This is a genomic window from Enterobacter vonholyi, from assembly GCF_040834095.1.
Taxonomy (GTDB): domain Bacteria; phylum Pseudomonadota; class Gammaproteobacteria; order Enterobacterales; family Enterobacteriaceae; genus Enterobacter; species Enterobacter vonholyi.
Window position 1 is genome coordinate 930,195 of the sequence record NZ_CP162152.1, and the last position, 21,851, is coordinate 952,045.

Below are 21,851 nucleotides of genomic sequence, written 5' to 3' on the forward strand. Positions count from 1 at the left end.
ATGAACATGAAGAAGCCAATAATTTTAACGTCAGGCACAGCCGCCTTGATGTACATTTTACTGTCATCCTTTGCGTTGGCTGCTGACTCGACGCTGGCAGTGACGGGGAACGTCATAGCCAGCAGCTGTGACGTAGACATAGGAAGCGTAAATCAGAAGATAAAAATCGGCACCTTTTCCGGCAAAGATTTCCCATCAGTGGGAAGCACCTCTGCATTTAAGGCGATGAATATAAATCTGTCGAATTGCTACGAAAAGCTGAAGACAATACAGGTGACATTTTCCGGTACTTCCGATGCGGATAACCCCGCGCTGTTAGCATTAACCAGTAGTGGAAGTGGCAACACGCTGGCAACGGGGGTTGGTGTCGAGCTGCTGGATAGTAGCGGTAAAACCATTCCCTTTGACAAAGTCTCTCCGCAGACATTTGACCTCGATGCAGGGGATAACACGCTTTCGTTCCTGCTGCGCTACAAGTCTACCCGCTATCCAGTGACCGCTGGCGAGGCCTCGGCGGTAATGTATTTCGATTTAACCTATCAGTGAGTACCATTGAATGACTTCAGGACAATGGAAAGGTGTGATGATTCTACTGTTGGTTTTATTTATTTCAGTAGCACATGGTCATGATGGCACCGTCAATATTTCCGGGACGATTCAGGATAACACCTGCGAGCTGGCACCGGATTCGCAAAATAAAACGGTTGATATGGGAGTCGTGGCGGCTTCACAATTTAGGAGGGCAGGGGATTTTTCACCGGCTACACATTTTACCCTTAATCTACAAAACTGTGGCCCGGCGGCTAGTGGGGCGACGGTGACCTTTTCGGGTTCTGCCGATGGGCAGGATCCGGAACTATTTGCTATCGCAGCAGAGGCTGATTCTGCCAATGGGCTGGCTCTGGGGATTTTTGACAGAAACGGTAAGCTTATCGCGCCCGGAAAAACCAGCACGGAAGTAATATTAAAAGCTGGGCAGGCTTCAGTGGTGATGGAGTTTTCAGCACGATATGTGTCTGTTCAGAATAGTGTTACAGTGGGGAGTGCAAACGCTGTTGTAACTTTTATAGTAAACTATTTATGATATTGAGCTTCTCATTTTCTTTAACGTCTGATCTAAAGCTATTCGCACTAGTTAGTGCCCCACTCATGTCGTAATGGCGATGTCAAGATATTTACTTTCCTAAATGGGATTGTTTTTTATTTTATCAGTATGCATTTTAAACTTAATATGATGTGAAAAGTGTTTTGTATTGTTTTGACTTAACTGTTTCGCGAGGTTTTATGTTTATTAGATATTGCTTTTTTTTTTGATTCAAAGTATGTTGTCAATGAATTGTTTTGCTTCCACTGCTTATACTAATATGTGCACGCCTACCGGAGGCACCAAACAGTATACATTTAACATGGGTAACAAAGTAATCACAGACCCACTTCAAAATAAGGCTGGGACTTCTTTTGCGAACGTTTATTCGTGGGCGAATGCTGGAAGTTTTACAGTAACATGTAGCTGTCCGGGTAGTTATACACCACATTACAAGGCAACATCGTCACTCCCACCAGGACACAATGATGGTAATCAGTACTATAAAGTGAATGATAATTTAGAGGTTATGACGAAAATATATTTAATGAATACAACAACTGAAGGAACTGTTTATAAACCAGTACCTTTTGAAATGGTAAGTACAGCTTTGATAGCATGTAGCGGTCATACTTACATGTCAGGAGGTGATGGGAATATTTCATTATATATAACAAAGCCCTTTGTTGGTCAAAGTACATTCAATAATATAAAGATTGCATCTTTCTATATTTCTGCAGACTCTACGTATAGTAGTCAACAAGCTTCTGCAGATATAAATATGTCCGGCGTGATTACTGTCCCTCAAAACTGCGTAATCAATAGTGGCACCGCACTAGTTGTGGACCTTGGTAGTATTATAGATAAAAATTTCAAGGCTAAAGGTCAACTTCCGGATGGATATACCCCAAAAAAATTCAATTTTGGAATAAAATGTAATAATTTAGATGCTCAGGCATCTCTTTCACTTAGTATAACTGCGACACCCGCAACTGCATTGAGCACTGCTATCGCTTCTTCAAATAGCGATGTTGGGATTGTGATTGCAGACGAGCAGGGAACACCGTTAAAAATTAACAGTGACAATGGTCTTTCGTTCCATTTGGACTCAGACTTTACTACTGAACTTTCATTAATGGCTTGGCCTACATCAACTACAGGGAAGCTGCCTACAGCTGGAAAATTCGATTCAGTGGCACAACTCAATGTAACTTATCAGTAATCTTGGCTAGTGGGTGCTAAATTAGAACCAATCTTAGTGAATAATTTTGAACATTGATCTGATATCGAATAGGTGTTGGGAGCTTGCAAGCTCCCATATGAATAATATCCTAATGTTAAGAGTATCTTTATGTGCAAGGTGAGTGCATCCAGATGAAAAACCGACTCTCCAAAAGAAGAGATGAACACTGTTCATAGTTTGGCCGCTGTAAGTACTCCCGCTTTAGTTTCTCGTATACTTTGATCTTTGTGAGTATTTTCCTATAAACGGTGTGTTTCTTGTATCAGTTTATTTAAGGATTCATAAGGCAACTTTCATTTATATTTCGTCAATCAGCCTTCTGTAATGCCGCGTGCTTAATTAAATTTTTTAAATATATAGAAATGCATTATTTCATGGTAGATTCAAGTAATACGTTCGATAAATATATTTTGTATTAGTTTACTCAGTTTTATAAAACCCAGCATCGTGCCATGTTCTTCAGTCCATTGCACCAGATAAAGAAAAATATAATTCTAGTCTATTTACCATTGGCATATTTAGCAGATATCCGCGATTTGCCACTATCCTTGTTAAAAAATACACCACCTCGCTCAACGATAACGTCTTGCATGCTTAGCACACCCACATCAACAATATCTCGAGCACATAGTGGACGCGTTAATGCTTTATCGCTGGCTTTAAATCTTTTTCGATAATATTTTATAACGAACAATTTTGAACAGTTCGACAAACATCTGATTAAGATGACGGTGATATACTCAAGGTTTTTGTTTTTTTACATTTGCCGCTTCCGTCCCGGAATGTTTTATTTTTATTCATGACTATTCTAGGACGGTGATGAGCTGATTTTAAACGAATCGAATCCTACACATTGCGATCTCCGCAGGAACATAATCAGTATCTCGGAAGATCTCTAAAAGTGTATTTTTTTTTGCCTGGATACTGACGGTTTGGCGGTGTAATCCGCAAAAACAGGTACTGGTTCACTCGATCCAGGGCATTCAGTATCAAGCTAAGAGTGGCAGTCGTTACTGAAATCATACGGCCAGGAGGGCATCATGAGCCGTCGCGGTAACTGTCTCGATAACGCAGTTGCAGAAAGCTTTTTCCAGATGTTGAAACGCGAGCGGAAAAACAAAAAATTCTATGGAAAGCAGGAAGAAGCCATAGCGATATTTTTGATTATATAGAATGTCTACAACAGTAAGGGTCGTCATGATTCGAGCGATTAGATGTCATCGCAAGAATATTAAAATCAATATGATCAACGGACTGATATTGTCTGGATTATTCGTGGAGATTCACACATCTCTTGTAACTCATTAAACATCCTTGCCACATGAAAGCCATCGCACACCGAATGATGGACCTGCACCGCCAGCGGCAACAGCACTTTTCCATCCTGCTCGTAGTATTTCCCAAACGTGAACATAGGCGAAAAGAAGTTCTTCATATGCGCAATGTTCATCGTAAAGTTGGTAAAGGTTACCCACGGAATAGACGACACGAAAAAGATATTTTCCCGGGACTCTTTCTTAGGCCAGTAGGAAAGGTTATTGCCATAGCGGGCCGTATCTTCTGCATACGTGTTCTGGAAGTGATGAATATTGCCGTCATAGTGGCTCCACAATGACGAAAACGTCTCCGTTTCTGGGTGGAAAATGGTGTAGCTGGGATGAACTTCATTCCATATGACAAGCTCATTGTCCTTCATAGCCATGCGGAACTCAGGATGCCGGTTCATGATGTTAGACAGGAGAAAAATGATCGTCGGGTAAAACTTCCAGCCAACCTCTTTGATGTGTTTCCTCAGCGCGGTAATGTCGACCAGAACGGTTTGGTTAATTGTGCATTCAGCAAATGACTGGAAGACTTCAAAATGCTCCTTCCTTGGCCAACGAGATAAATCAACAGGCGTATACTCAGGGGCTGTTTTTTTCATTGCTTAACCTTTGATTATCAATCGTCTAAATGATTTTGGGCCATAAACGACCGGACAACCATTTCAACCGTATCTAATCTTCCTGTCAATCTCAGCCTGGGGTTTTCCGAACAGGTATCCCTGCACGAGATCGCAGCCAAGCGCCTGAAGACGTTCAAGCTGCGCTTCGGTTTCAACACCTTCTGCAATGACCCGCATGTTGAGGCTTTTCGCCATGCCGGTAATTAACTTAACGATATTAAGGGCATCATCCTGCGTGGATATCGGATTCACAAAGGATTTGTCGATTTTTATTTTATCGAAATTGAGTTCGCTCAGTCGTGAGAGTGACGAATAACCCGTTCCGAAATCATCGATAGAAATTTTTACACCCAGCGCTCTGAGCTTTTTGAGAATAGTGATCGGCATGTTGCTGTCACTGAAGAGTGACGACTCCGTTACCTCTAACTCAAGTCGGCTAGCCGGTAACCCAGTCTCTTTCAGGATGGACTGCACCATCGTTGTAAAAGATTTATTACCTAACTGAATAGGCGAAACATTTACAGAGATCCTTGCCGGAACGGCCCAGGAAACTGCTTCCCGGCAGGCAAGCTCAAGCACGGTTTTGCCGATCTGATTGATCATCCCCGTTTTTTCAGCGACGGAAATAAAATAATCAGGGGCAAGTATCCCCCTCACCGGGTGTATCCAACGAATAAGCGCTTCATAGCCGTAAATGTCATTGCTGAATGAATCGACAATAGGCTGGTAATAAACAACGAATTCACGGTTATCGATCGCCAGTGCCATATCATGTTCAAGAGTTCTGCTTTCCTGCAACTTTTGCAGCATCCATTGACGGAAAACTTTTATCTGCTGTGAACCCTCTTTTTTGGCTTCGTAGAGCGCCAGATCGGCAAATTTATAAAGATAATCAGAGCGTCGTTCATTATCAGATAAAACGATACCCACGCAGGTGGCGATTTTTATCAGCTGGTTATTTATCGTGTAGGGCTGGCTAATATGCTCGCTGATTTCTTTGGCGCGTGAAACGGCAGCAGTTTCGGTGAGTCCACTCGACAGAAGGGCGAACTCGTCTCCGCCTAAACGGTAAAACGTATCCGTTGCGCTGCTCATCGAGGTCAGCCGTCTGGATACCTGATTCAACAGCAAATCTCCCGTATCGTGGCCATAGGTATCGTTGACCTCTTTGAACCGGTCTAAATCAAATAACATCACCGTGACGGGGACGTGATTTTTATCTGCCTGAATATTAATTTTGTTGAGATCGTCCCAGAAGAAAAGGCGGTTTTTCATGCCGGTGAGGGAGTCATGATAAACATCGTATTCCAGCTTCGAGTTCTGAATTTGCAGTTTTTCTTTTGATATTTGAAGTTCATCAGCCAGGCTTTTGACCTGCATGTGTGCTTTCAGAATGTTTTTATTCTGGTAGATCATTAGGAAGCCAAGAATAAAGCTTAAAATCACCAGGAGCAAAGAAAGTGCGGAATAAATATAATACAGTATTTGTATTTTGTTGTTGGATTCATTAACAGTGTTAATATCTTTTGTTAATGCCGTTGCAGATAACTGGCTGAGCGGTGCATCGAGCTCATGCATATTTGTCAGGTATGCCTTTAACTCCGGATGGCCCATTTTTTCAAGATGACTATCGAGATAGGTCAGTATTTTTTCTAAGCGTAAAGCCAGCTCCTGATGCGTTTTATCGCTGTCAATGTAGCGACCTAAATCTCCCCCCTTCATTAAATCGGCCTGGCTAAGCATAATTTCGAGGCGCATGCGGACCTGGTCTATCGTAACGTCATCGGTATCGGTTGCGTATAGACCAAGCCATGATTCAAAACGGTAATACTCTGATACCAGTTGTGCCACGGACCAGGACTCAGTGTATTGAGTCAGTTTTTGCAATTCCTGCTGTCGATCGTAAACAAGGAATGCAATATATCCTGTCGTGATAAAAAGAGAAAAAATGATACCAACCAGTATCCTGTTCATTATGTTCTCCTGAACGACTACTCAATCTTCATTTTGCTAACCTGCCATGCTGATCGTGAGTAATAAATCTGATTATTCAACTCAGGAAGACTGTCATAGGGGTATACAATGAACGATGGGCCTTTATCGCGGATGCGCATATATTCGCCATTGACCTTTAAGGCAAGTATGGCGTTGTATTTTTTAAAGTCGTTGAGAGGGATGACGGTTGAGTAATCATTGAGCGCAATAACATTAACGTTTGTACCTTTTGCACCCACATAATCCATGAGCTTGCTCATTGGAACACCCTCAAACTTCGTACGACCGTTATACCAGGGGGAGGTCGTCTCGAAACTCACTACTCCGAGTTTTTCAAGGCTGGCGAGATCAAACACTGCTTTTCCATTTTCGTTGGTATTTTCTATATTACCGTAAATCGTTAAAATGGGTTTACCAACTGGTTTTGGCAGGTCGCCAGCCCAGGTTACACTTTGTACAAGACAGCATAACAGCAGTAGGGTTAATCGCATTTTGACCTCCACCTTTTTAACGTAAGTATAAGAATTATAATTTAGATATCACACGAGTTGATATATTTTGTTGGGAAGTAAGGGGTTTTATCGCTTTTATTGATATAAACTCATTTTAATCAATGAGTTAGGTGTTGCAGGTGGCAGGGTGTTTGATACTCGAGCGACGCTTAACTTTTTGATAAAAGCTAAAATTGCGGGCATAAATGCTCTTCTGTTTAAAAAATAATCGCTTTAATTGATTGATATTAACTTCCACGACAATTTTTGGATGTCCGTGGCTTTTTGGGACGCGAATCTGGAGACTAAATACGCGCCCCGGTTGTGTCCGTAGTTTCAGGATGACGTTGATAAGCGAGGACACGAACATTCAGATTGTGCGTATCCCATACCGCTTTGCTTACTTGAGGCCATCCTGGGTGGCCGCCGCCGACTTACCCCCTTTCGCCATGCTGGAAAACACTGCGTCCCGGTAGATCCATGCATGAACGAGTGCCGCAGAGAGATGGACCAGCACCACAGCAAAAAGCAGCTTTGCCAGAAGGCTATGGGCGTCGTGACACCAGGCATACAGTGTTGGACTGGCCGTGACAATCGCCGGCAGGTTGACGCCATCAAACATCACAATCGGCAGGCCTGCTGCCGACAGTTGCGCCCAACCCAGCAGCGGCATTGCCAGCATTAGCCCATACAGCATCCAGTGTGATGCCTTTGCTGCAAGCACCTGCCAGACGGGCAAATCGGCAGGAAGTGGCGGCGTCCGGCTAAGAAGCCGGTTGACCAGACGCACCAGTGCCAGCAGTAAAATTGCGACACCCAGCGGCCGGTGCAGGTCGATTAACCAAATCCGGTGATGTAACGACGTCATCATCGCGACACCGATGAACAGCATCGCCAGGATCATCACCGCCATCAGCCAGTGCAGGCTTCGCGCCAGGATATTGAAATGCTGCGGCGCGTGCTCTCGCATATCTTTATTCGAACTCATTTTACCTCCTGCTTTTGCACGGCTTCGGTGGCCTTGCCGTAGCCGATTTCCCGCTCGCGGCGGCTGAAAGAGTGGGAGTAGGCAGCGGAGCGGGCGTTTAAGATGGGATCATCAGACACCGCAACGCCTGCTGGAACGACAGAAGGATCAAAGTTAACGTCGCGGCACGCGCCTGTGGATTGTGCTTCGACGCGCGTCACTTCCAGCGTGCCGGCCACCATCTTTTTGCGATCGTCCGGCCATGGCTGGGAAGGATCATCTACCGGATCGCCCGGCTGTGCGAGCTGCAAAACGTAATCCCAGTAGAGCGGCTTCTGCGCCAGGCGCTGACGCAGGTTTTCAAACAGGAAGTTGTCATCGGCTTTCTGTCGTTGCTCATCGCTTATCGACAGGAAAGGCTCGTGCGGACGCATCATCCAGCGAACGGCCTGGCGATCCCCCTGCGCGTTCACAAGGTAAAAGGCGTTAATGCTGTAAAACGTCGCGCCCGCGAAGCTGCCGGGCGCGGGTTTTTGTGCCGCCCATTTAAGATATTTCTCCGCCTCCGGGTACGCTTTTAAAAAGTCTTTGAGACGCTGCGGGTCCGGTTTTCCGGTGGCTGCATCAACAGCAGTGGCTTTTCGCAAGGCCAGAAAACCTTCCGGGCTGTGCGTGGCGAAGAAAGGCTCGTTGTTCATCGCCATTCGCCATTGTTGCTTGTCATCTGTCTTCAGCAGTAGCGCCATGCTCAGGGTTTTGGTCGTACTATCCGGGGCATGGGGATCGCCGGTACCAATAGAGAATCGGCCCACCACGGGCACTTCCTGCTGCGAGAAGAGGCGGGAGGTTGAAAGGGAATCCGCCGAGCCGTTTGGCGTAAAGGTTCCGGCAAAGCAGATGCCTTTTCCATGCGCGCGACGAAAACCCGGCGGGAAGGGTTTCGGTGTTTCACCCACCAGTGCCTGGCTGACCGTGCGTGACCCAAGCCAGCCCGCCGTCCATGCAAAAGCAGAAGCCAGCGTACCGGCGACAATGGCGATAGCTGCCAGCGCGCCCCAGGTTTTTTTGGACCTCAAAACCAGTTTCGACATAGACGTTTTTCCAGAACAAAATACCATCACGTGTCATGCGCAACGTATCGTGCATGACATGTGGTAATACAGTGGCGAATATGGCTCGAGTATAGGAACTAAGGGGCGTAAAGAAAGAATATCACGAAAAGTTTAAATCTTTCCGCTGTCACAAAGACCGGATTACTCATCGTGTCGGAAATTTTGACCGAGTCGGTTACCCAGCGTGAAATAGTGGCGAAATATGTAATAGAGGGGGTTCCATTTCTCCACATTAAATTTTACACCTCTCTGAGTACGAATTAATAATGCTTCAGATATGTGGACGCAGGTTATCATGGCATCAACGGACACCAGGTTCTCTTGCGAACCGGTCAACGGCGATCTTCCACAAACTTTAGCCTCTATTTGTACAGGACACTCCTTAATTCTCAACGAGTTAATCGTTACCGCCTTTTCTTTGTGGAAATTTCCGCAGCTAAACTTGTCCTGTTCAAAAACATATCCCATCTTTTTCTTCCATTCCGGTGGTGATGCTTTCCCCGTTTTATCTGCGATAGCTTCAATATTCGGCCAGAGCCTGCTGTCCGGAATGTTCAGAACAATATCTTGGTTACTCGTGATATTTTCATAACACTTTCCTGAGGTGCCAAGCCCGAACACGATATTCCGGTCAAGGATCCACCACGACGAGATCGGGCTCAGGTTTGTTGAACCGTCAGGATTTTGGCTGGAGATAATGGCGACCGGTGTACCAAAATATAAAGAAGCAAAATCGACCTGCTGGGTTTTCATTTTTTATCCTCTGAGTAGCGGAGGCCCAGCCTACTTTCTGCAAACGTGCGTTACTTCGGTGAAGCGCGAAGTAAAACGCGCCTCACTACAATTCCCTGGAACGTAATCTTAACCACTTCCTTCTGAGCGGGAGAAAGACATCACGTGCAGCTTTTAAGGAAATAAAATCATCTGAAATTATGAGCCCATTTATGCTGGGCTCCTGGTTTACCTGCTCTTATTTTTGTAAAGCACTGAGAGGCAAGCGCCACAAATCATAGCGTTCTTCTCCCGGTTTAACGGCTCCCGCGAAGTGGTCATTGAGGCGACTCGAGGTAAATACCAGGTCTCCGTTCGGACGGATTGCCGGCGTGTCTGGCCAGCGCACCTCTTCGCTTGCCGCAATCAGCGACATGGAATGGGTTTCAGGATTGTATCTGACGATACCATTGCGTGTGACATCGGTAATGTAGAGGTTACCTTTTACATCTGTCACCATTCCGTCTGTGTTGCCCCCCACGCGACCCAGATCGCGGATCTGCCCGGCGATTTGCGCATTGGTTGACGCAGGCTGCCTCAGTATCGCAGTCGGTACCGCATACGCGCGCGTGCCGGTTGTCACCGTCCAGTACAGCGTGCCCGCATCGGGAGAAAGTGCGATGCCATTAATTCCAATCAGTAATGGTTTACCTGGCCAGACTTCAGCCCCGTGCGAGACGACGTTAACGCCTGGCTCAATCTGCAGCGCAGGATGACGATCGAGCACGCGCCGGGCTGTACCGGCGGCGAAATCAACGATAATTAGTCCCACCTGGTTTTCAGGAGCACTCCGCGAGCCGCTGTCGGAGATATAGGCGACACGGCGGTTCTCATCGACAACCACATCATTAAGGAAACTTGCCTTGCGGTCTGCTACGCCGTCCAGGGCGATACGTTTAATGGTTCGGCCTGAGCTGAGATCCAGCACGACCAGTTTTTGCGACCCCACGGGGGACTCTGTTTCCCCTGCAACAAACCCCATGTCCAGCGCCCAAAGCCAGCCGTTTTTACGGTCAATATAAAAACCGAGCACGTTACGCAGGCTCTGAGAGGGATCGGTGTTCACCGCATTCCCCTCGCGGGAGGGAAACGCCGTCAGGCGGGCAGGGCCAGACTGCGCCGTCGTATCCAGAATGCTTAACGTGGCGGGTGCTGCGGCGGAAATCAGCCGGGGCGTGCTGACAAAGGCCCGGTCCATTGCATCAAAGTGGATACCTGCAATAGGGGCATTGACCGAACCGGAAGACGTCGCAGGTATCTTTCCGTCTTGAGCGGTATCCCAGCTCACACCGGCGTAGCTTCGCCAGCGCTCCAGAGGCGGGTGGTTCGCCGCGTTGACAACACTCGGGAAAGCGAACAACGCCGCCATTGCGATGGCGGGCAGAATATGGGGACGGTTGAACATTGACAGGCTCCAGTGGAACGTTCAGGTGATGAATGCTGGCCACTTTACTCATCGCTCAACGGGAGATAAATTAGCCAAATTGAAAAACATTTGTTCCTGAGAGAGCAAAATGAGCCGGAAATTCGATTACCTAGGCGACGTTGAAGTGTTCATTGCTGTGGTTGAACACGGCTCATTTACGGGCGCAGCGGTTGCCCTTTCAACCACCCCTTCGGTACTGAGCCGCGCGGTTACTCGCCTGGAGGCGCGTCTTGGACGACAGATGTTACAGCGCACGACCCGCCGGGTGGGGCTGACCGAAGCCGGACGCGTCTATCTTGAGCAGGCTCGCTCAGCGTTTTCTCTTCTCGATGACGCAGAACGCGTTGGCCGGGGTCAGGAGGGGGAGCTGACCGGTCGCGTGAGAATGAGTGTCCCGACCACCTATGCCCATTACCGCCTGCCGCCGCTGCTGGCTCGCTTTACCCAACAATATCCGCGCGTTCAGGTGGAGCTGAACATTACCAATCGCAACGTTGACCTGATCGCAGAGGGGTTCGATCTGGCGATCCGTCTGGGGCAGTTGCCTGACAGCGGGCTGGTGGCGCGTAAGCTGGAAGACGCGGCATTGCTCCTGGTCGCCTCCCCGGGCTACCTGCATCGGAGAGGAAAGCCTCAGACGCTGGAAGAGCTGCAGCGCCATCAGTGCCTGCCGTTTATCATGCCGCGCACCGGGCGTATCGCCCCCTGGGTATTTCATGACGAAGGGCGCGATATTGACTGGATGCCGGGTTCAACTATCGAAATATCAGACGATGTACTCGGCGTGGTTTCGCTGGCGGAGCAGGGGATGGGGATCTGCCAGAGCTATGAATTTATCGTTCGCGACAGAATAGAGCGCGGCCAGTTAGTTGAGGTGCTGCCGCACCTTCGGGGACGATCGCGACCTTTCTCCGTGCTGTTTGCCCCGCACCGACGTCAGTCAGCAGCCACCCGGGCAATGATTGACCTTCTGACCCGACAAGAATAACAAGGACGATTCCACCATGAAAAAAGCGCGTTTTTCCTTTTGGATCCCTCTCATCGCGGGCGGGATAGCACTGATATCGGGTTTTGTGGTCTGGTCAGTCAATATTTACCGCGTGACATACCTTTCGATCCGCGGGGAGCAGTACCTTGCCTGTGGGGCGTTGCTGCTGGCGCTGGTGCCGATGGTCTATTTCATCAGAAAGGGGAGACTGAAAGGTAAGCGCCTTGCTGACGCGGTAATAATTTACCTCGGCTTCTTTATTTGCAGCCTGCCGGTTGCCATGTTCGTGGTCTTTACAACGGCCTGGCTGCTGGAGGGGGTCTATTCGGCCTGGAGCAAACCTTACCGGTATGAGTCTAGTACCCGCCACAGCTGCTCGGGTGCGGAAGTCTACGAGCCGGAATTAAAGAAGGAGATCCGCATCTGTAACCCGCAGGGTAACGTTTATTCCGATACCACCCTGTATGTGGAAAAGCGGAGCAATGCCCTGGGGATTGTGGTGCTTTGGGCTATCACGCGCGCCTGAACCGGGGAAAGTCAGGGCGCGAGAATCAGCGTCAGCCCGCCTCCAGCATCCCAAAACTCACAATCCGCGCGCGTCCTAGCTCTTTTGCCCGGTATAGCGCCACATCCGCAGCGCGCAGCAGGTTGTCGGTCTGGGCATGTTGCGGATAGCTGGCAATGCCAATCGACACGTCCACCGGCCCAATCTCGGTCAACCCGTAGCGAAGCGACAGCTCATGCACGCCGGTGTAAATCTTCTGCGCGCAGGCGTACGCTTCTGCTTCATCGGCACCGGAAAGCAGCACCAGAAACTCCTCGCCCCCGTAGCGGAATGCCAGTCCGTTGTCATGTGCGGCCCGCTGAACAATTGACGCCACGCTTTTAATCACCAGGTCGCCCGCTTCATGACCGAAACGGTCGTTGATGCTCTTGAAGTGGTCAATATCAATCATCATGCAGCTTAACGGTACGCCAGTACGTATCGCCTGCGCCGTTTGGGTTTGCAGGGTATCTTCCAGATGATGACGGTTACGCAGGCCGGTGAGCGGGTCAAACAACGCTTTTTCCAGCAACGCGTCGCGCAGACGCTGGTTGGCCAGCGCCAGGCCGAGCGCCTCGGCCATCAGTTCCAGATACGCGCGAGAAGGGGCATTGTCCGCTGTGATATTCTGGAAGGAGAGCAGGCCAATGGCCTCGCCCTGAGCGATAAGCGGCACGCAAAGGGCGCTTTCCGCCTGGGATGGCGGAAGATGGTAGCAGGCGATATCCGGCTCGCCGTTCACCGGCGGGTGACTCTGCCCGCGACGCACGGCCCAGCACTCGTCCGGATGGAACGTCGTCTCTTCCCCAACCGGCGAGAGCCATTGCGCTACGCAGCGCATCTGCCACGGTTCGCGGTCAAGGACGTAGAGTCGGCCCGCGATCCCCGGCGCGATATTGGGAGCAAACAGCTCCGCCACGTTAATCACATCGTTAAAGTTCTCACACCCCTGCAGCCGCTGGGTCATGCGCGCCAGCAGCTCGCGGATGGCCCAGTCGGCATCGCGCTCTTTTTCCAGACGCTGCCGCGCCAGGCCGTTTTCACGAAAGATGCTGATGGCCTGTGCCATATCGCCTATCTCATCAATCTGGTTGAAATTGGGCGTTTCAACCGCGTAATCCTGGGATGCCAGACGGTGCACCACGTCGCTCAGGCGGACCACGGGGCGCAGCACGCGGCGTTTTAATATAAAGCCGAGCACAAACAGGAACAGCAGGGCGGTCAGGCCGACCGTCAGCTCAGAGGCGGTACGCAGCGCTTTCGATTTTTTTGTCGCCTCCTGAACGGCGGCGATGACGCGCTTATCGAGTATCTGGCGGAAGTGATCGAGTTGATTCTGCGCGCGCTCAAGCTCCTGCTCATAGGGCTGACCATAGAGCAAGGCTACGGCCTGGGCGTCTTCTCCGCGTTCAAGGCTGGCGAGGGCGGTTTGCTGTTCGTCCTGCAGCTCATCGACGATCTTTATTCCTTCATGCAGCAGGGCCAGTTCTTCATCCGATGCGCCATTATCCTGCAGCTTTTCCAGCCGAAGCTCGATGCGCTTCAGGCTGTTTTCTGCCTGGTTATATTCCTTGAGAGCCTGAGGATCTTTTTTGATGACGTACAGCCGTGCTAAATCAGACTGCGCCCAGATATCGGTTTCGATATCTTCCGTCAGCTGATCAAATTTCTGCCGTTGTTCAACGGCCTGGCGCTCGAGGTTATCCGCATTGGACGCCATCAGCATGATGATGCCGGAGGCGATGGTCAGGCAGACCGTGGCCCCATAGGCCCAGTTTGTTATCGTCGCGATTCGCACCAGATGATCCTTTTACGACATGAGTAGGATGGCGTTCTTCAAATTATAGAAAACGTCTGATTTAAGGCGAAAAAAAAGGCGGCTCAGTGCCGCCTGGTGTGGTCTTTATCGTCACGTCCTTACAAATCTGGAGGATTTTTTCCTTCTTCGATGAAGTCGGGGTCCAGCTCTTCGGCGTTACCTTCGTGATCGCGCCCTGAGAAGAGGTTCCAGCAGGCGATAAACAGCGCGGCAATGAGCGGCCCAATCACAAAGCCGTTAATGCCGTACAGCTCCATGCCGCCGAGGGTGGAGATCAGAATCAGGTAGTCCGGCATTTTGGTGTCTTTTCCGACCAGCAGCGGGCGCAGGATATTGTCCACCAGCCCGACGACGATCACGAAGAAGCCGACAATAAACAGCCCCTGCCAGATCTGGTGCGTGGCAAACAGGAAGATTGCGGCGGGCACCCAGACAATCGCCGAGCCGATGGCGGGCACCAGGGAAAGGAAGGCCATCAGAGCGCCCCAGAGCACGCTGCCGTCAATACCGGCAATAGCAAACGCAATCCCGCCGAGGATGCCCTGAACAACCGCCACCGCCGCCGTACCTTTTACCGTGGCCCGCGACACGCCGACGAATTTGGCGAACAGGTGCTGCTTGGCGAAATCAGACAGCGGCAGAGAGTCGAGGATCTGGCGCACCAGATACGGGCCGTCTTTCAGCAGGAAGAACAGCAGATAAAGCATAATGCCGAAGCTAATCGCAAAGCCAAACGTGCCTTTGCCGATCAGGAACGCGCTGCCGGCGAGATATTGCCCGCCCTGCAGGGCAACATCGGAGAGTTTTTTCTGAATCTGCGCCGCGTTGGTCAGGTTGTGATCCGCCAGGAAGCCGCTGGCCCAGTCAGGCAGGTGGTTAAAGATGCTCGCCACCACTTCCGGGAACTGGGTGTTGTTCTCCTGGAGCTTCGTGTAAACCACGTTCAGCTCAATGGCGAGTGAAGAGAGGATCACCATCAGCGGAATAAAGACGATCAGGCAGATAATACCGATGGTCAACAGCGAGGCCAGCCCGTTGCGATCCCCCAGCGCGGCGCGCAGCTTGTTTTTTACCGGATTGAAGATAACGGTCAGAATGGCGGCCCACAGAATGGCGGAGAAGTAGGGCGACAGCACGTCGAAGAAGGCCCAGGTGACGAGGGCGAGAATGAAAATAAAGAAACCTTTAGTCAGTCCATTAAAGCGCATAGTGATTCCTGGTAACGAATAAGCAGTGTCGACTATAGAACTGATTGTGAGAATTACCAACCCTTGCGCCGGGCAGTGTTGCGGTATGACTCCGCTCTTCACGGATACCACTTTCGACTGACCGAAGTTCGCCTTTTCCCGCACCATGCTGTAAGTATCTGCTTGCGGAGGTGCTTATGGCCTGGCGTCCGATTCTCTATGTGATCCTCACAACCCACCCCAGACTCAGCGCGCGGCGCGCCCGTTTGCGTCTGGTCATCTAGCTTTTTATTAACAATCGCGGTATAACACACCTTCTTTGGATGTTTAGATGTCCATACGTATAGAAGGTAATATGCAAACACAACAAGAAAATGGGCAGCTTAAGCGCACCATGAAAACACGCCACCTGATTATGCTCTCGCTGGGTGGTGTGATTGGGACAGGGTTATTCTTTAATACCGGCTACATCATTTCCACGACCGGGGCAGCGGGCACGCTGCTGGCGTACCTGATAGGCGCGCTGGTGGTCTGGCTGGTGATGCAGTGTCTGGGCGAACTTTCCGTGGCGATGCCGGAAACCGGCGCGTTCCACGTCTATGCCGCTCGCTATCTTGGCCCGGCGACGGGCTACACCGTGGCATGGCTCTACTGGCTCACCTGGACGGTGGCGCTCGGCTCGAGCTTCACCGCCGCGGGCTTCTGCATGCAGTACTGGTTCCCGCAGGTGCCCGTCTGGGCGTGGTGCGTGGTCTTCTGCGTGGTTATTTTTGGCCTGAACGTCATCTCGACGCGCTTCTTTGCTGAAGGCGAATTCTGGTTCTCGCTGGTGAAAGTCATCACCATCATCGCCTTTATTATTCTGGGTGGCGCGGCGGTCTTTGGCTTTATCCCGATGCAGGATGGTTCACCCGCGCCGGGCTTAAGCAACATTACCGCCGAAGGCTGGTTCCCGCACGGCGGCCTGCCGATCCTGATGACCATGGTGGCGGTGAACTTTGCCTTCTCCGGGACCGAGCTCATCGGGATTGCGGCGGGGGAAACTGAAAATCCGCACAAGGTGATTCCGGTCGCGATCCGCACTACCATTGCGCGCCTCATTATCTTCTTTATCGGTACCGTGTTTGTGCTGGCGGCGCTGATCCCGATGCAGCAGGCGGGTGTGGAAAAGAGCCCGTTCGTGCTGGTGTTTGAAAAGGTCGGTATTCCTTACGCGGCGGATATTTTTAACTTCGTGATCCTGACGGCGATCCTTTCGGCGGCGAACTCCGGGCTGTATGCCTCCGGGCGCATGCTATGGTCGCTCTCTAATGAGAAAACGCTGCCGCGCTGCTTTGCCCGGGTGAACAAAAATGGCGTGCCGCTGACGGCGCTCTCGGTTTCTATGCTCGGCGGCGTGCTGGCGCTGTTCTCAAGCGTGGTGGCGCCGGACACGGTGTTCGTGGCGCTCTCGGCAATTTCGGGCTTTGCGGTGGTGGCGGTGTGGATCAGCATCTGCGCGTCGCACTTCGTTTTCCGTCGTCGCCATCTGCAGTCCGGGCAGCCGCTCTCTGCGCTGCAGTACCGCGCGCCGTGGTATCCGCTTGTGCCGGTGCTCGGGTTTATCCTCTGCGTGGTGGCCTGTGTCGGCCTGTGGTTTGACCCAAGCCAGCGCATTGCCCTTTATTGCGGGATCCCGTTTGTCGCCCTGTGTTATGGTGCCTACTACCTGACCCGAAATATGACATCGCAGGAGCCTGAACATGTCGCAGAATAATCCGCTTACCGCCATCCTTGAAAAACAGCCGTTTGTGGTGCTGGATGGCGCGATGGCGACGGAGCTGGAAGCGCGCGGCTGTAACCTGGCAGACAGCCTCTGGTCTGCCAAAGTGCTGATGGAAAACCCGGAGCTTATCCGCGAAGTGCATCTGGATTACTACCGCGCGGGCGCGCAGGTGGCGATCACCGCCAGCTATCAGGCCACGCCTGCGGGCTTTGCGGCACGCGGCCTCGACGAGGCGCAGTCCCGGGCGCTTATTGGCAGAAGCGTGGAGCTGGCACGTAAGGCGCGTGAAGCGTATCTGGCTGAAAATCCGCATGCGGGCACGCTGCTGGTGGCGGGATCCGTTGGGCCGTATGGCGCGTATCTGGCGGATGGCTCAGAGTATCGCGGCGACTACGTGCGCAGTGCGGAAGCATTTACCGACTTCCACCGGCCGCGCGTGGAAGCGCTGCTGGACGCGGGCGCTGACCTGCTGGCCTGCGAAACGCTGCCCTCGTTTGCCGAGACTAAAGCGCTGGCGGCGCTTCTGGCCGAGTATCCCCGCGCCCGGGCGTGGTTCTCCTTTACCCTGCGGGACAGCGAGCACCTGAGCGACGGTACGCCGCTGCGTGACGTGGTCAGCGTGCTGGCAAACTCGCCGCACATTGTCGCACTGGGTATTAACTGTATTGCCCTGGAAAACACCACGGCCGCGCTGAAGCATCTGCAAAGCCTGACGCCGCTGCCGCTGGTGGTCTACCCGAACTCGGGCGAGCATTATGACGCAGTGACCAAAACCTGGCACCACCACGGCGAAGCGTGCGAGACGCTGGCGGGGTATCTGCCGCAGTGGCTGGACGCCGGCGCGAAGCTGATTGGTGGCTGCTGTCGCACCACGCCGAAGGATATTGCTGAGCTGAACGCGCAGCGCTGATGCTCTCACCCTGACCCTCTCCCACGGGGAGAGGGGAAAAAACGAACCGCACAAAACCAACTATCCTTTCCCGCTTTTTATCTAAAAACGAATCGTTATGAGCGATTCATTTTTATTCCTTTATCAAAATTCCCGCGTTGGAAATACTGCCCTCATAACAACAAGGGGAGCAGGCACTATGGCAATTTCATCGCGAATCACACTACTCGGCGCACTGGCGCTGTGGGCATTTCAGGCGCAGGCGGTGGACGTCACCGTCGCGTATCAAACTTCTGCGGAACCGGCGAAAGTCGCGCAGGCGGACAACACCTTTGCCAAAGAGAGCGGCGCGAAAGTCGACTGGCGCAAGTTTGACAGCGGCGCGTCCGTGGTGCGTGCGCTAGCCTCCGGCGACGTGCAGATCGGCAATATCGGTTCCAGCCCGCTGGCGGTTGCGGCCAGCCAGCAGGTGCCGATTGAGGTGTTCTTGCTCGCCTCGCAGCTCGGTAACTCTGAAGCGCTGGTGGTGAAGAAAAGCATCACCAAACCGGAAGACCTGATCGGCAAACGCATCGCCGTGCCGTTTATCTCCACCACCCACTACAGCCTGCTGGCGGCGCTAAAACACTGGGGCATCAAACCGGGGCAGGTACAAATTATCAACCTGCAGCCACCGGCGATTATCGCGGCCTGGCAGCGTGGCGACATTGACGGGGCCTATGTGTGGGCACCAGCAGTGAACGAGCTGGAAAAAGACGGCACCGTGCTGACCGACTCCGAAAAAGTGGGCCAGTGGGGGGCGCCAACGCTCGACGTGTGGGTCGTACGTAAAGACTTCGCCGAGAAACATCCTGAGGTGGTGAAAGCCTTCGCGAAAAGCGCGATTGACGCCCAGCAGCCGTACATCAGCAATCCTGATGAATGGCTGAAGCAGCCCGCTAACCTGGAAAAACTCTCCCGCCTGAGCGGCGTGCCGGAAGCGGACGTGCCGGGGCTGGTGAAGGGCAATACCTATCTGACCCCCGCGCAGCAGGTGCAGCAGCTGACCGGGCCGGTAAACAAAGCGATTGTTGATACCGCCACCTTCCTGAAAGAGCAGGGCAAAGTGCCCGCGGTGGCGACGGATTACAGCCAGTACGTAACCGATCGTTTTGTGAAATAAGGAGTACGCCATGCTGAATATTACAAATCTGTCTGCTGATTACGGTGGTAAACCCGCGCTGGAGGATATCAACCTGACGCTGGACAGCGGTGAACTGCTGGTGGTGCTGGGCCCGTCCGGGTGCGGAAAAACCACGCTGCTCAATCTGATCGCCGGGTTTGTCCCTTATCAGCATGGCACCATTCAGCTGGAAGGCAAAAAGGTGGAAGGGCCGGGCGCCGAGCGCGGCGTGGTCTTCCAGAACGAAGGGTTGCTTCCCTGGCGCAACGTGCAGGAAAACGTGGCGTTTGGGCTACAGCTTGCGGGCATCAACCGCGAAAAGCGGCTGGAAACGGCGCGGGCGATGCTGAAAAAAGTGGGGCTGGAAGGGGCGGAAAAACGCTTTATCTGGCAGCTTTCCGGCGGCCAGCGGCAGCGCGTTGGTATTGCCCGCGCGCTGGCAGCGAATCCGCAGCTGTTGCTGCTGGACGAGCCGTTCGGGGCGCTGGATGCCTTCACCCGCGAGCAGATGCAAACCCTGCTGCTGCGCCTGTGGCATGAGACGGGCAAGCAGGTGCTGTTGATTACCCACGATATCGAAGAGGCGGTGTTTATGGCGACGGAGCTGGTGCTGCTCTCGCCGGGGCCGGGCCGCGTGCTGGAGCGTTTGCCGCTGGATTTCGCCCGCCGCTACGTCGCCGGGGAACCCGTGCGCAGCATCAAATCCGATCCGCTGTTTATCGAACAGCGTGAGTACGTTTTAAGCCGCGTGTTTGAACGGCGGGAGGCTTTCTCATGAGCATCGTCTTCAGTGAAAAAACGCGCCGCACGCGTCTGGCGCTGCGCTGGCCTTTCTCACGTCAAATCACGTTGAGCATCGGTACGCTGCTGGTGCTGCTGGCGGTGTGGTGGGCAGTTGCTGCCCTGCAGTGGGTCAGCCCGCTGTTTCTGCCGCCGCCGGGACAGGTGCTGGCCAAACTCATTACCATCGCCGGGCCGCAGGGCTTTATGGATGCCACGCTCTGGCAGCACTTAGGTGCCAGCCTGGCGCGCATTCTGGTGGCGCTGCTGGCGGCGGTGATTATCGGCATTCCCGTGGGGATTGCGATGGGGCTGAGCCCGACGGTGCGAGGCATCCTCGACCCGCTGATTGAGCTTTACCGTCCGGTGCCGCCGCTGGCCTATCTGCCGCTGATGGTGATCTGGTTCGGCATCGGTGAAACGTCAAAAATCCTGCTGATTTATCTGGCGATTTTCGCCCCGGTTGCCATGTCGGCGCTGGCGGGCGTAAAGAGCGCCCAGCAGGTGCGGATCCGCGCGGCGCAGTCGCTGGGAGCCAGCCGCATGCAGGTGCTGCTGTTCGTGATTTTACCGGGCGCACTGCCGGAGATTTTAACCGGGCTGCGCATCGGCCTTGGCGTGGGCTGGTCCACGCTGGTGGCCGCAGAGCTTATTGCGGCCACGCGCGGCCTTGGCTTTATGGTGCAGTCGGCGGGGGAGTTCCTGGCGACTGACGTGGTGCTGGCTGGGATCGCGGTGATCGCCGCGATCGCCTTCGGATTAGAACTGGGGCTGCGCGCGTTACAGCGTCGCCTGACGCCCTGGCATGGAGAAATACAATGAGTGAACGTCTGACCATTACCCCGCTGGGGCCGTACATTGGCGCACAGGTATCGGGCCTGGATGTGACCCGTCCGCTGAGCGATAACCAGTTCGAGCAGCTGTACCACGCGGTGCTGCGTCATCAGGTAGTATTCCTGCGCGAGCAGGCGATCACTCCGCAGCAGCAGCGCGCGCTGGCCCTGCGCTTTGGCGATCTGCATATTCACCCTGTCTATCCGCATGCGGAAGGGGTGGAGGAGATTATCGTCCTCGACACCCACAACGATAATCCGCCGGACAACGACAACTGGCATACCGACGTAACCTTTATCGAGACGCCGCCTGCGGGGGCGATTTTGGCGGCGAAGCTGCTGCCGGATACGGGGGGCGATACGCTGTGGGCCAGCGGGATTGCGGCGTATGAGGCGCTGTCAGTGCCGTTCCGGACGCTGCTGAGCGGGCTGCGGGCGGAGCACGACTTCAAAAAATCATTCCAGGAATACAAGTATCGCAAAAGCGAAGAGGAGCATCAGCGCTGGCAGGAGGCGGTTGCGAAACATCCTCCGCTGCTGCACCCGGTGGTGCGGACCCATCCGGTGACGGGCAAGCAGGCGCTGTTCGTGAACGAAGGATTCACGACGCGCATTGTGGATGTGTCCGAGAAAGAGAGCGAGGCGCTGTTAGGTTTCCTGTTCGCGCATATTACCAAGCCGGAGTTTCAGGTGCGCTGGCGCTGGCAGGAGAATGACCTGGCGATATGGGATAACCGCGTGACGCAGCATTATGCCAATGCGGACTATCTGCCGCAGCGCCGGATTATGCAGCGGGCGACGATTTTGGGGGATAAGCCGTTTTACCGTGCGCCTTGATCCCCTTACCCTA

The 21,851-nt window shown here is 52.7% G+C and carries 20 protein-coding genes and 2 pseudogenes; 12 read left to right on the top strand and 10 right to left on the bottom strand.

All coding sequences use genetic code 11. The features are described 5' to 3' along the window. The first annotated feature begins 6 nt into the window (after nucleotides 1-6). From AB3N39_RS04340 to AB3N39_RS04350, 3 genes are all read left to right on the top strand, one after another. Nucleotides 7-546, top strand: coding sequence for a fimbrial protein (locus AB3N39_RS04340; protein ID WP_232057377.1), 540 nt, complete (start codon nucleotides 7-9; stop codon nucleotides 544-546). A gap of 10 nt (nucleotides 547-556) precedes the next feature. Next, nucleotides 557-1,084, top strand: coding sequence for a fimbrial protein (locus AB3N39_RS04345; protein ID WP_133293846.1), 528 nt, complete (start codon nucleotides 557-559; stop codon nucleotides 1,082-1,084). A 322-nt stretch (nucleotides 1,085-1,406) separates the two neighbouring features. After that, complete coding sequence (locus AB3N39_RS04350) at nucleotides 1,407-2,306, top strand: fimbrial protein (protein ID WP_158285460.1); 900 nt, start codon at nucleotides 1,407-1,409, stop codon at nucleotides 2,304-2,306. A gap of 260 nt (nucleotides 2,307-2,566) precedes the next feature. On the opposite strand, the pseudogene AB3N39_RS04355 reads toward AB3N39_RS04350, so the two are convergent. Beyond that, nucleotides 2,567-3,148 (bottom strand): annotated as a pseudogene (locus AB3N39_RS04355) (hypothetical protein). 55 nt (nucleotides 3,149-3,203) lie between these two features. On the opposite strand from AB3N39_RS04355, the pseudogene AB3N39_RS04360 reads away from it, so the two are divergent. Continuing rightward, nucleotides 3,204-3,541, top strand: a pseudogene (locus AB3N39_RS04360) (IS3 family transposase); the annotation flags it as partial. Nucleotides 3,542-3,573: 32 nt separating this feature from the next. On the opposite strand, the gene catA reads toward AB3N39_RS04360, so the two are convergent. From catA to AB3N39_RS04395, 7 genes are all read right to left on the bottom strand, one after another. Continuing rightward, nucleotides 3,574-4,251 carry a type A chloramphenicol O-acetyltransferase gene (gene catA, locus AB3N39_RS04365; protein ID WP_133293848.1) on the bottom strand — a complete coding sequence of 226 codons (678 nt, stop codon included), beginning with the start codon at nucleotides 4,249-4,251 and terminating at the stop codon, nucleotides 3,574-3,576. Between the two features lie 63 nt (nucleotides 4,252-4,314). Further along, nucleotides 4,315-6,246, bottom strand: coding sequence for a bifunctional diguanylate cyclase/phosphodiesterase (locus tag AB3N39_RS04370; protein ID WP_133293849.1), 1,932 nt, complete (start codon nucleotides 6,244-6,246; stop codon nucleotides 4,315-4,317). A 17-nt stretch (nucleotides 6,247-6,263) separates the two neighbouring features. Beyond that, the gene (locus AB3N39_RS04375) at nucleotides 6,264-6,758 is read right to left on the bottom strand and encodes a molybdopterin-dependent oxidoreductase (RefSeq protein WP_133293850.1); all 495 of its coding nucleotides are present in this window, start codon (nucleotides 6,756-6,758) and stop codon (nucleotides 6,264-6,266) included. 400 nt (nucleotides 6,759-7,158) lie between these two features. Next, the gene (locus AB3N39_RS04380) at nucleotides 7,159-7,746 is read right to left on the bottom strand and encodes a cytochrome b (RefSeq protein ID WP_133293851.1); all 588 of its coding nucleotides are present in this window, start codon (nucleotides 7,744-7,746) and stop codon (nucleotides 7,159-7,161) included. Beyond that, complete coding sequence (locus AB3N39_RS04385; RefSeq protein ID WP_143344738.1) at nucleotides 7,743-8,816, bottom strand: catalase family peroxidase; 1,074 nt, start codon at nucleotides 8,814-8,816, stop codon at nucleotides 7,743-7,745. Before AB3N39_RS04385 ends, AB3N39_RS04380 begins: the two co-directional genes overlap by 4 nt. Nucleotides 8,817-8,978: 162 nt before the next feature. Continuing rightward, nucleotides 8,979-9,590 carry a flavin reductase family protein gene (locus AB3N39_RS04390; RefSeq protein ID WP_133293853.1) on the bottom strand — a complete coding sequence of 204 codons (612 nt, stop codon included), beginning with the start codon at nucleotides 9,588-9,590 and terminating at the stop codon, nucleotides 8,979-8,981. Nucleotides 9,591-9,807: 217 nt separating this feature from the next. Further along, nucleotides 9,808-11,013, bottom strand: a complete 1,206-nt coding sequence (locus AB3N39_RS04395; protein WP_367897094.1) for an L-dopachrome tautomerase-related protein — start codon at nucleotides 11,011-11,013, stop codon at nucleotides 9,808-9,810. A gap of 109 nt (nucleotides 11,014-11,122) precedes the next feature. Here AB3N39_RS04395 and AB3N39_RS04400 point away from each other — a divergent pair, with 109 nt between their 5' ends. Both AB3N39_RS04400 and AB3N39_RS04405 read left to right on the top strand, forming a co-directional pair. Further along, on the top strand, nucleotides 11,123-12,022 hold the full coding sequence (locus AB3N39_RS04400) for a LysR family transcriptional regulator (protein ID WP_367897095.1): 900 nt from the start codon (nucleotides 11,123-11,125) through the stop codon (nucleotides 12,020-12,022). Nucleotides 12,023-12,038: 16 nt separating this feature from the next. After that, the gene (locus AB3N39_RS04405; protein WP_133293856.1) at nucleotides 12,039-12,548 is read left to right on the top strand and encodes a hypothetical protein; all 510 of its coding nucleotides are present in this window, start codon (nucleotides 12,039-12,041) and stop codon (nucleotides 12,546-12,548) included. A 31-nt stretch (nucleotides 12,549-12,579) separates the two neighbouring features. Here the strand turns inward: AB3N39_RS04405 and AB3N39_RS04410 are convergent, their stop codons facing one another. Then, on the bottom strand, nucleotides 12,580-14,364 hold the full coding sequence (locus tag AB3N39_RS04410; RefSeq protein WP_133293857.1) for a diguanylate cyclase: 1,785 nt from the start codon (nucleotides 14,362-14,364) through the stop codon (nucleotides 12,580-12,582). A 119-nt stretch (nucleotides 14,365-14,483) separates the two neighbouring features. Next, complete coding sequence (locus AB3N39_RS04415) at nucleotides 14,484-15,593, bottom strand: AI-2E family transporter (RefSeq protein ID WP_024906767.1); 1,110 nt, start codon at nucleotides 15,591-15,593, stop codon at nucleotides 14,484-14,486. A 334-nt stretch (nucleotides 15,594-15,927) separates the two neighbouring features. On the opposite strand from AB3N39_RS04415, the gene mmuP reads away from it, so the two are divergent. The 6 genes from mmuP to tauD all read left to right on the top strand — a co-directional run bounded on the left by mmuP (nucleotide 15,928) and on the right by tauD (nucleotide 21,838). Further along, the gene (gene mmuP / locus AB3N39_RS04420; RefSeq protein WP_008503244.1) at nucleotides 15,928-17,328 is read left to right on the top strand and encodes an S-methylmethionine permease; all 1,401 of its coding nucleotides are present in this window, start codon (nucleotides 15,928-15,930) and stop codon (nucleotides 17,326-17,328) included. Continuing rightward, a complete protein-coding gene (gene mmuM, locus AB3N39_RS04425; protein ID WP_288460672.1) occupies nucleotides 17,315-18,247 on the top strand; it encodes a homocysteine S-methyltransferase in 933 nt (310 codons plus the stop codon). The genes mmuP and mmuM overlap by 14 nt, the downstream gene beginning before the upstream one ends. Nucleotides 18,248-18,425: 178 nt before the next feature. Next, nucleotides 18,426-19,388, top strand: a complete 963-nt coding sequence (gene tauA / locus AB3N39_RS04430) for a taurine ABC transporter substrate-binding protein (protein WP_136195242.1) — start codon at nucleotides 18,426-18,428, stop codon at nucleotides 19,386-19,388. A 10-nt stretch (nucleotides 19,389-19,398) separates the two neighbouring features. After that, complete coding sequence (tauB, locus tag AB3N39_RS04435; RefSeq protein ID WP_136195243.1) at nucleotides 19,399-20,166, top strand: taurine ABC transporter ATP-binding subunit; 768 nt, start codon at nucleotides 19,399-19,401, stop codon at nucleotides 20,164-20,166. After that, nucleotides 20,163-20,990, top strand: coding sequence for a taurine ABC transporter permease TauC (gene tauC / locus AB3N39_RS04440; RefSeq protein WP_143344743.1), 828 nt, complete (start codon nucleotides 20,163-20,165; stop codon nucleotides 20,988-20,990). Before tauB ends, tauC begins: the two co-directional genes overlap by 4 nt. Continuing rightward, the gene (tauD, locus tag AB3N39_RS04445; RefSeq protein ID WP_111963457.1) at nucleotides 20,987-21,838 is read left to right on the top strand and encodes a taurine dioxygenase; all 852 of its coding nucleotides are present in this window, start codon (nucleotides 20,987-20,989) and stop codon (nucleotides 21,836-21,838) included. The genes tauC and tauD overlap by 4 nt, the downstream gene beginning before the upstream one ends. Nucleotides 21,839-21,851: the final 13 nt, after the last annotated feature.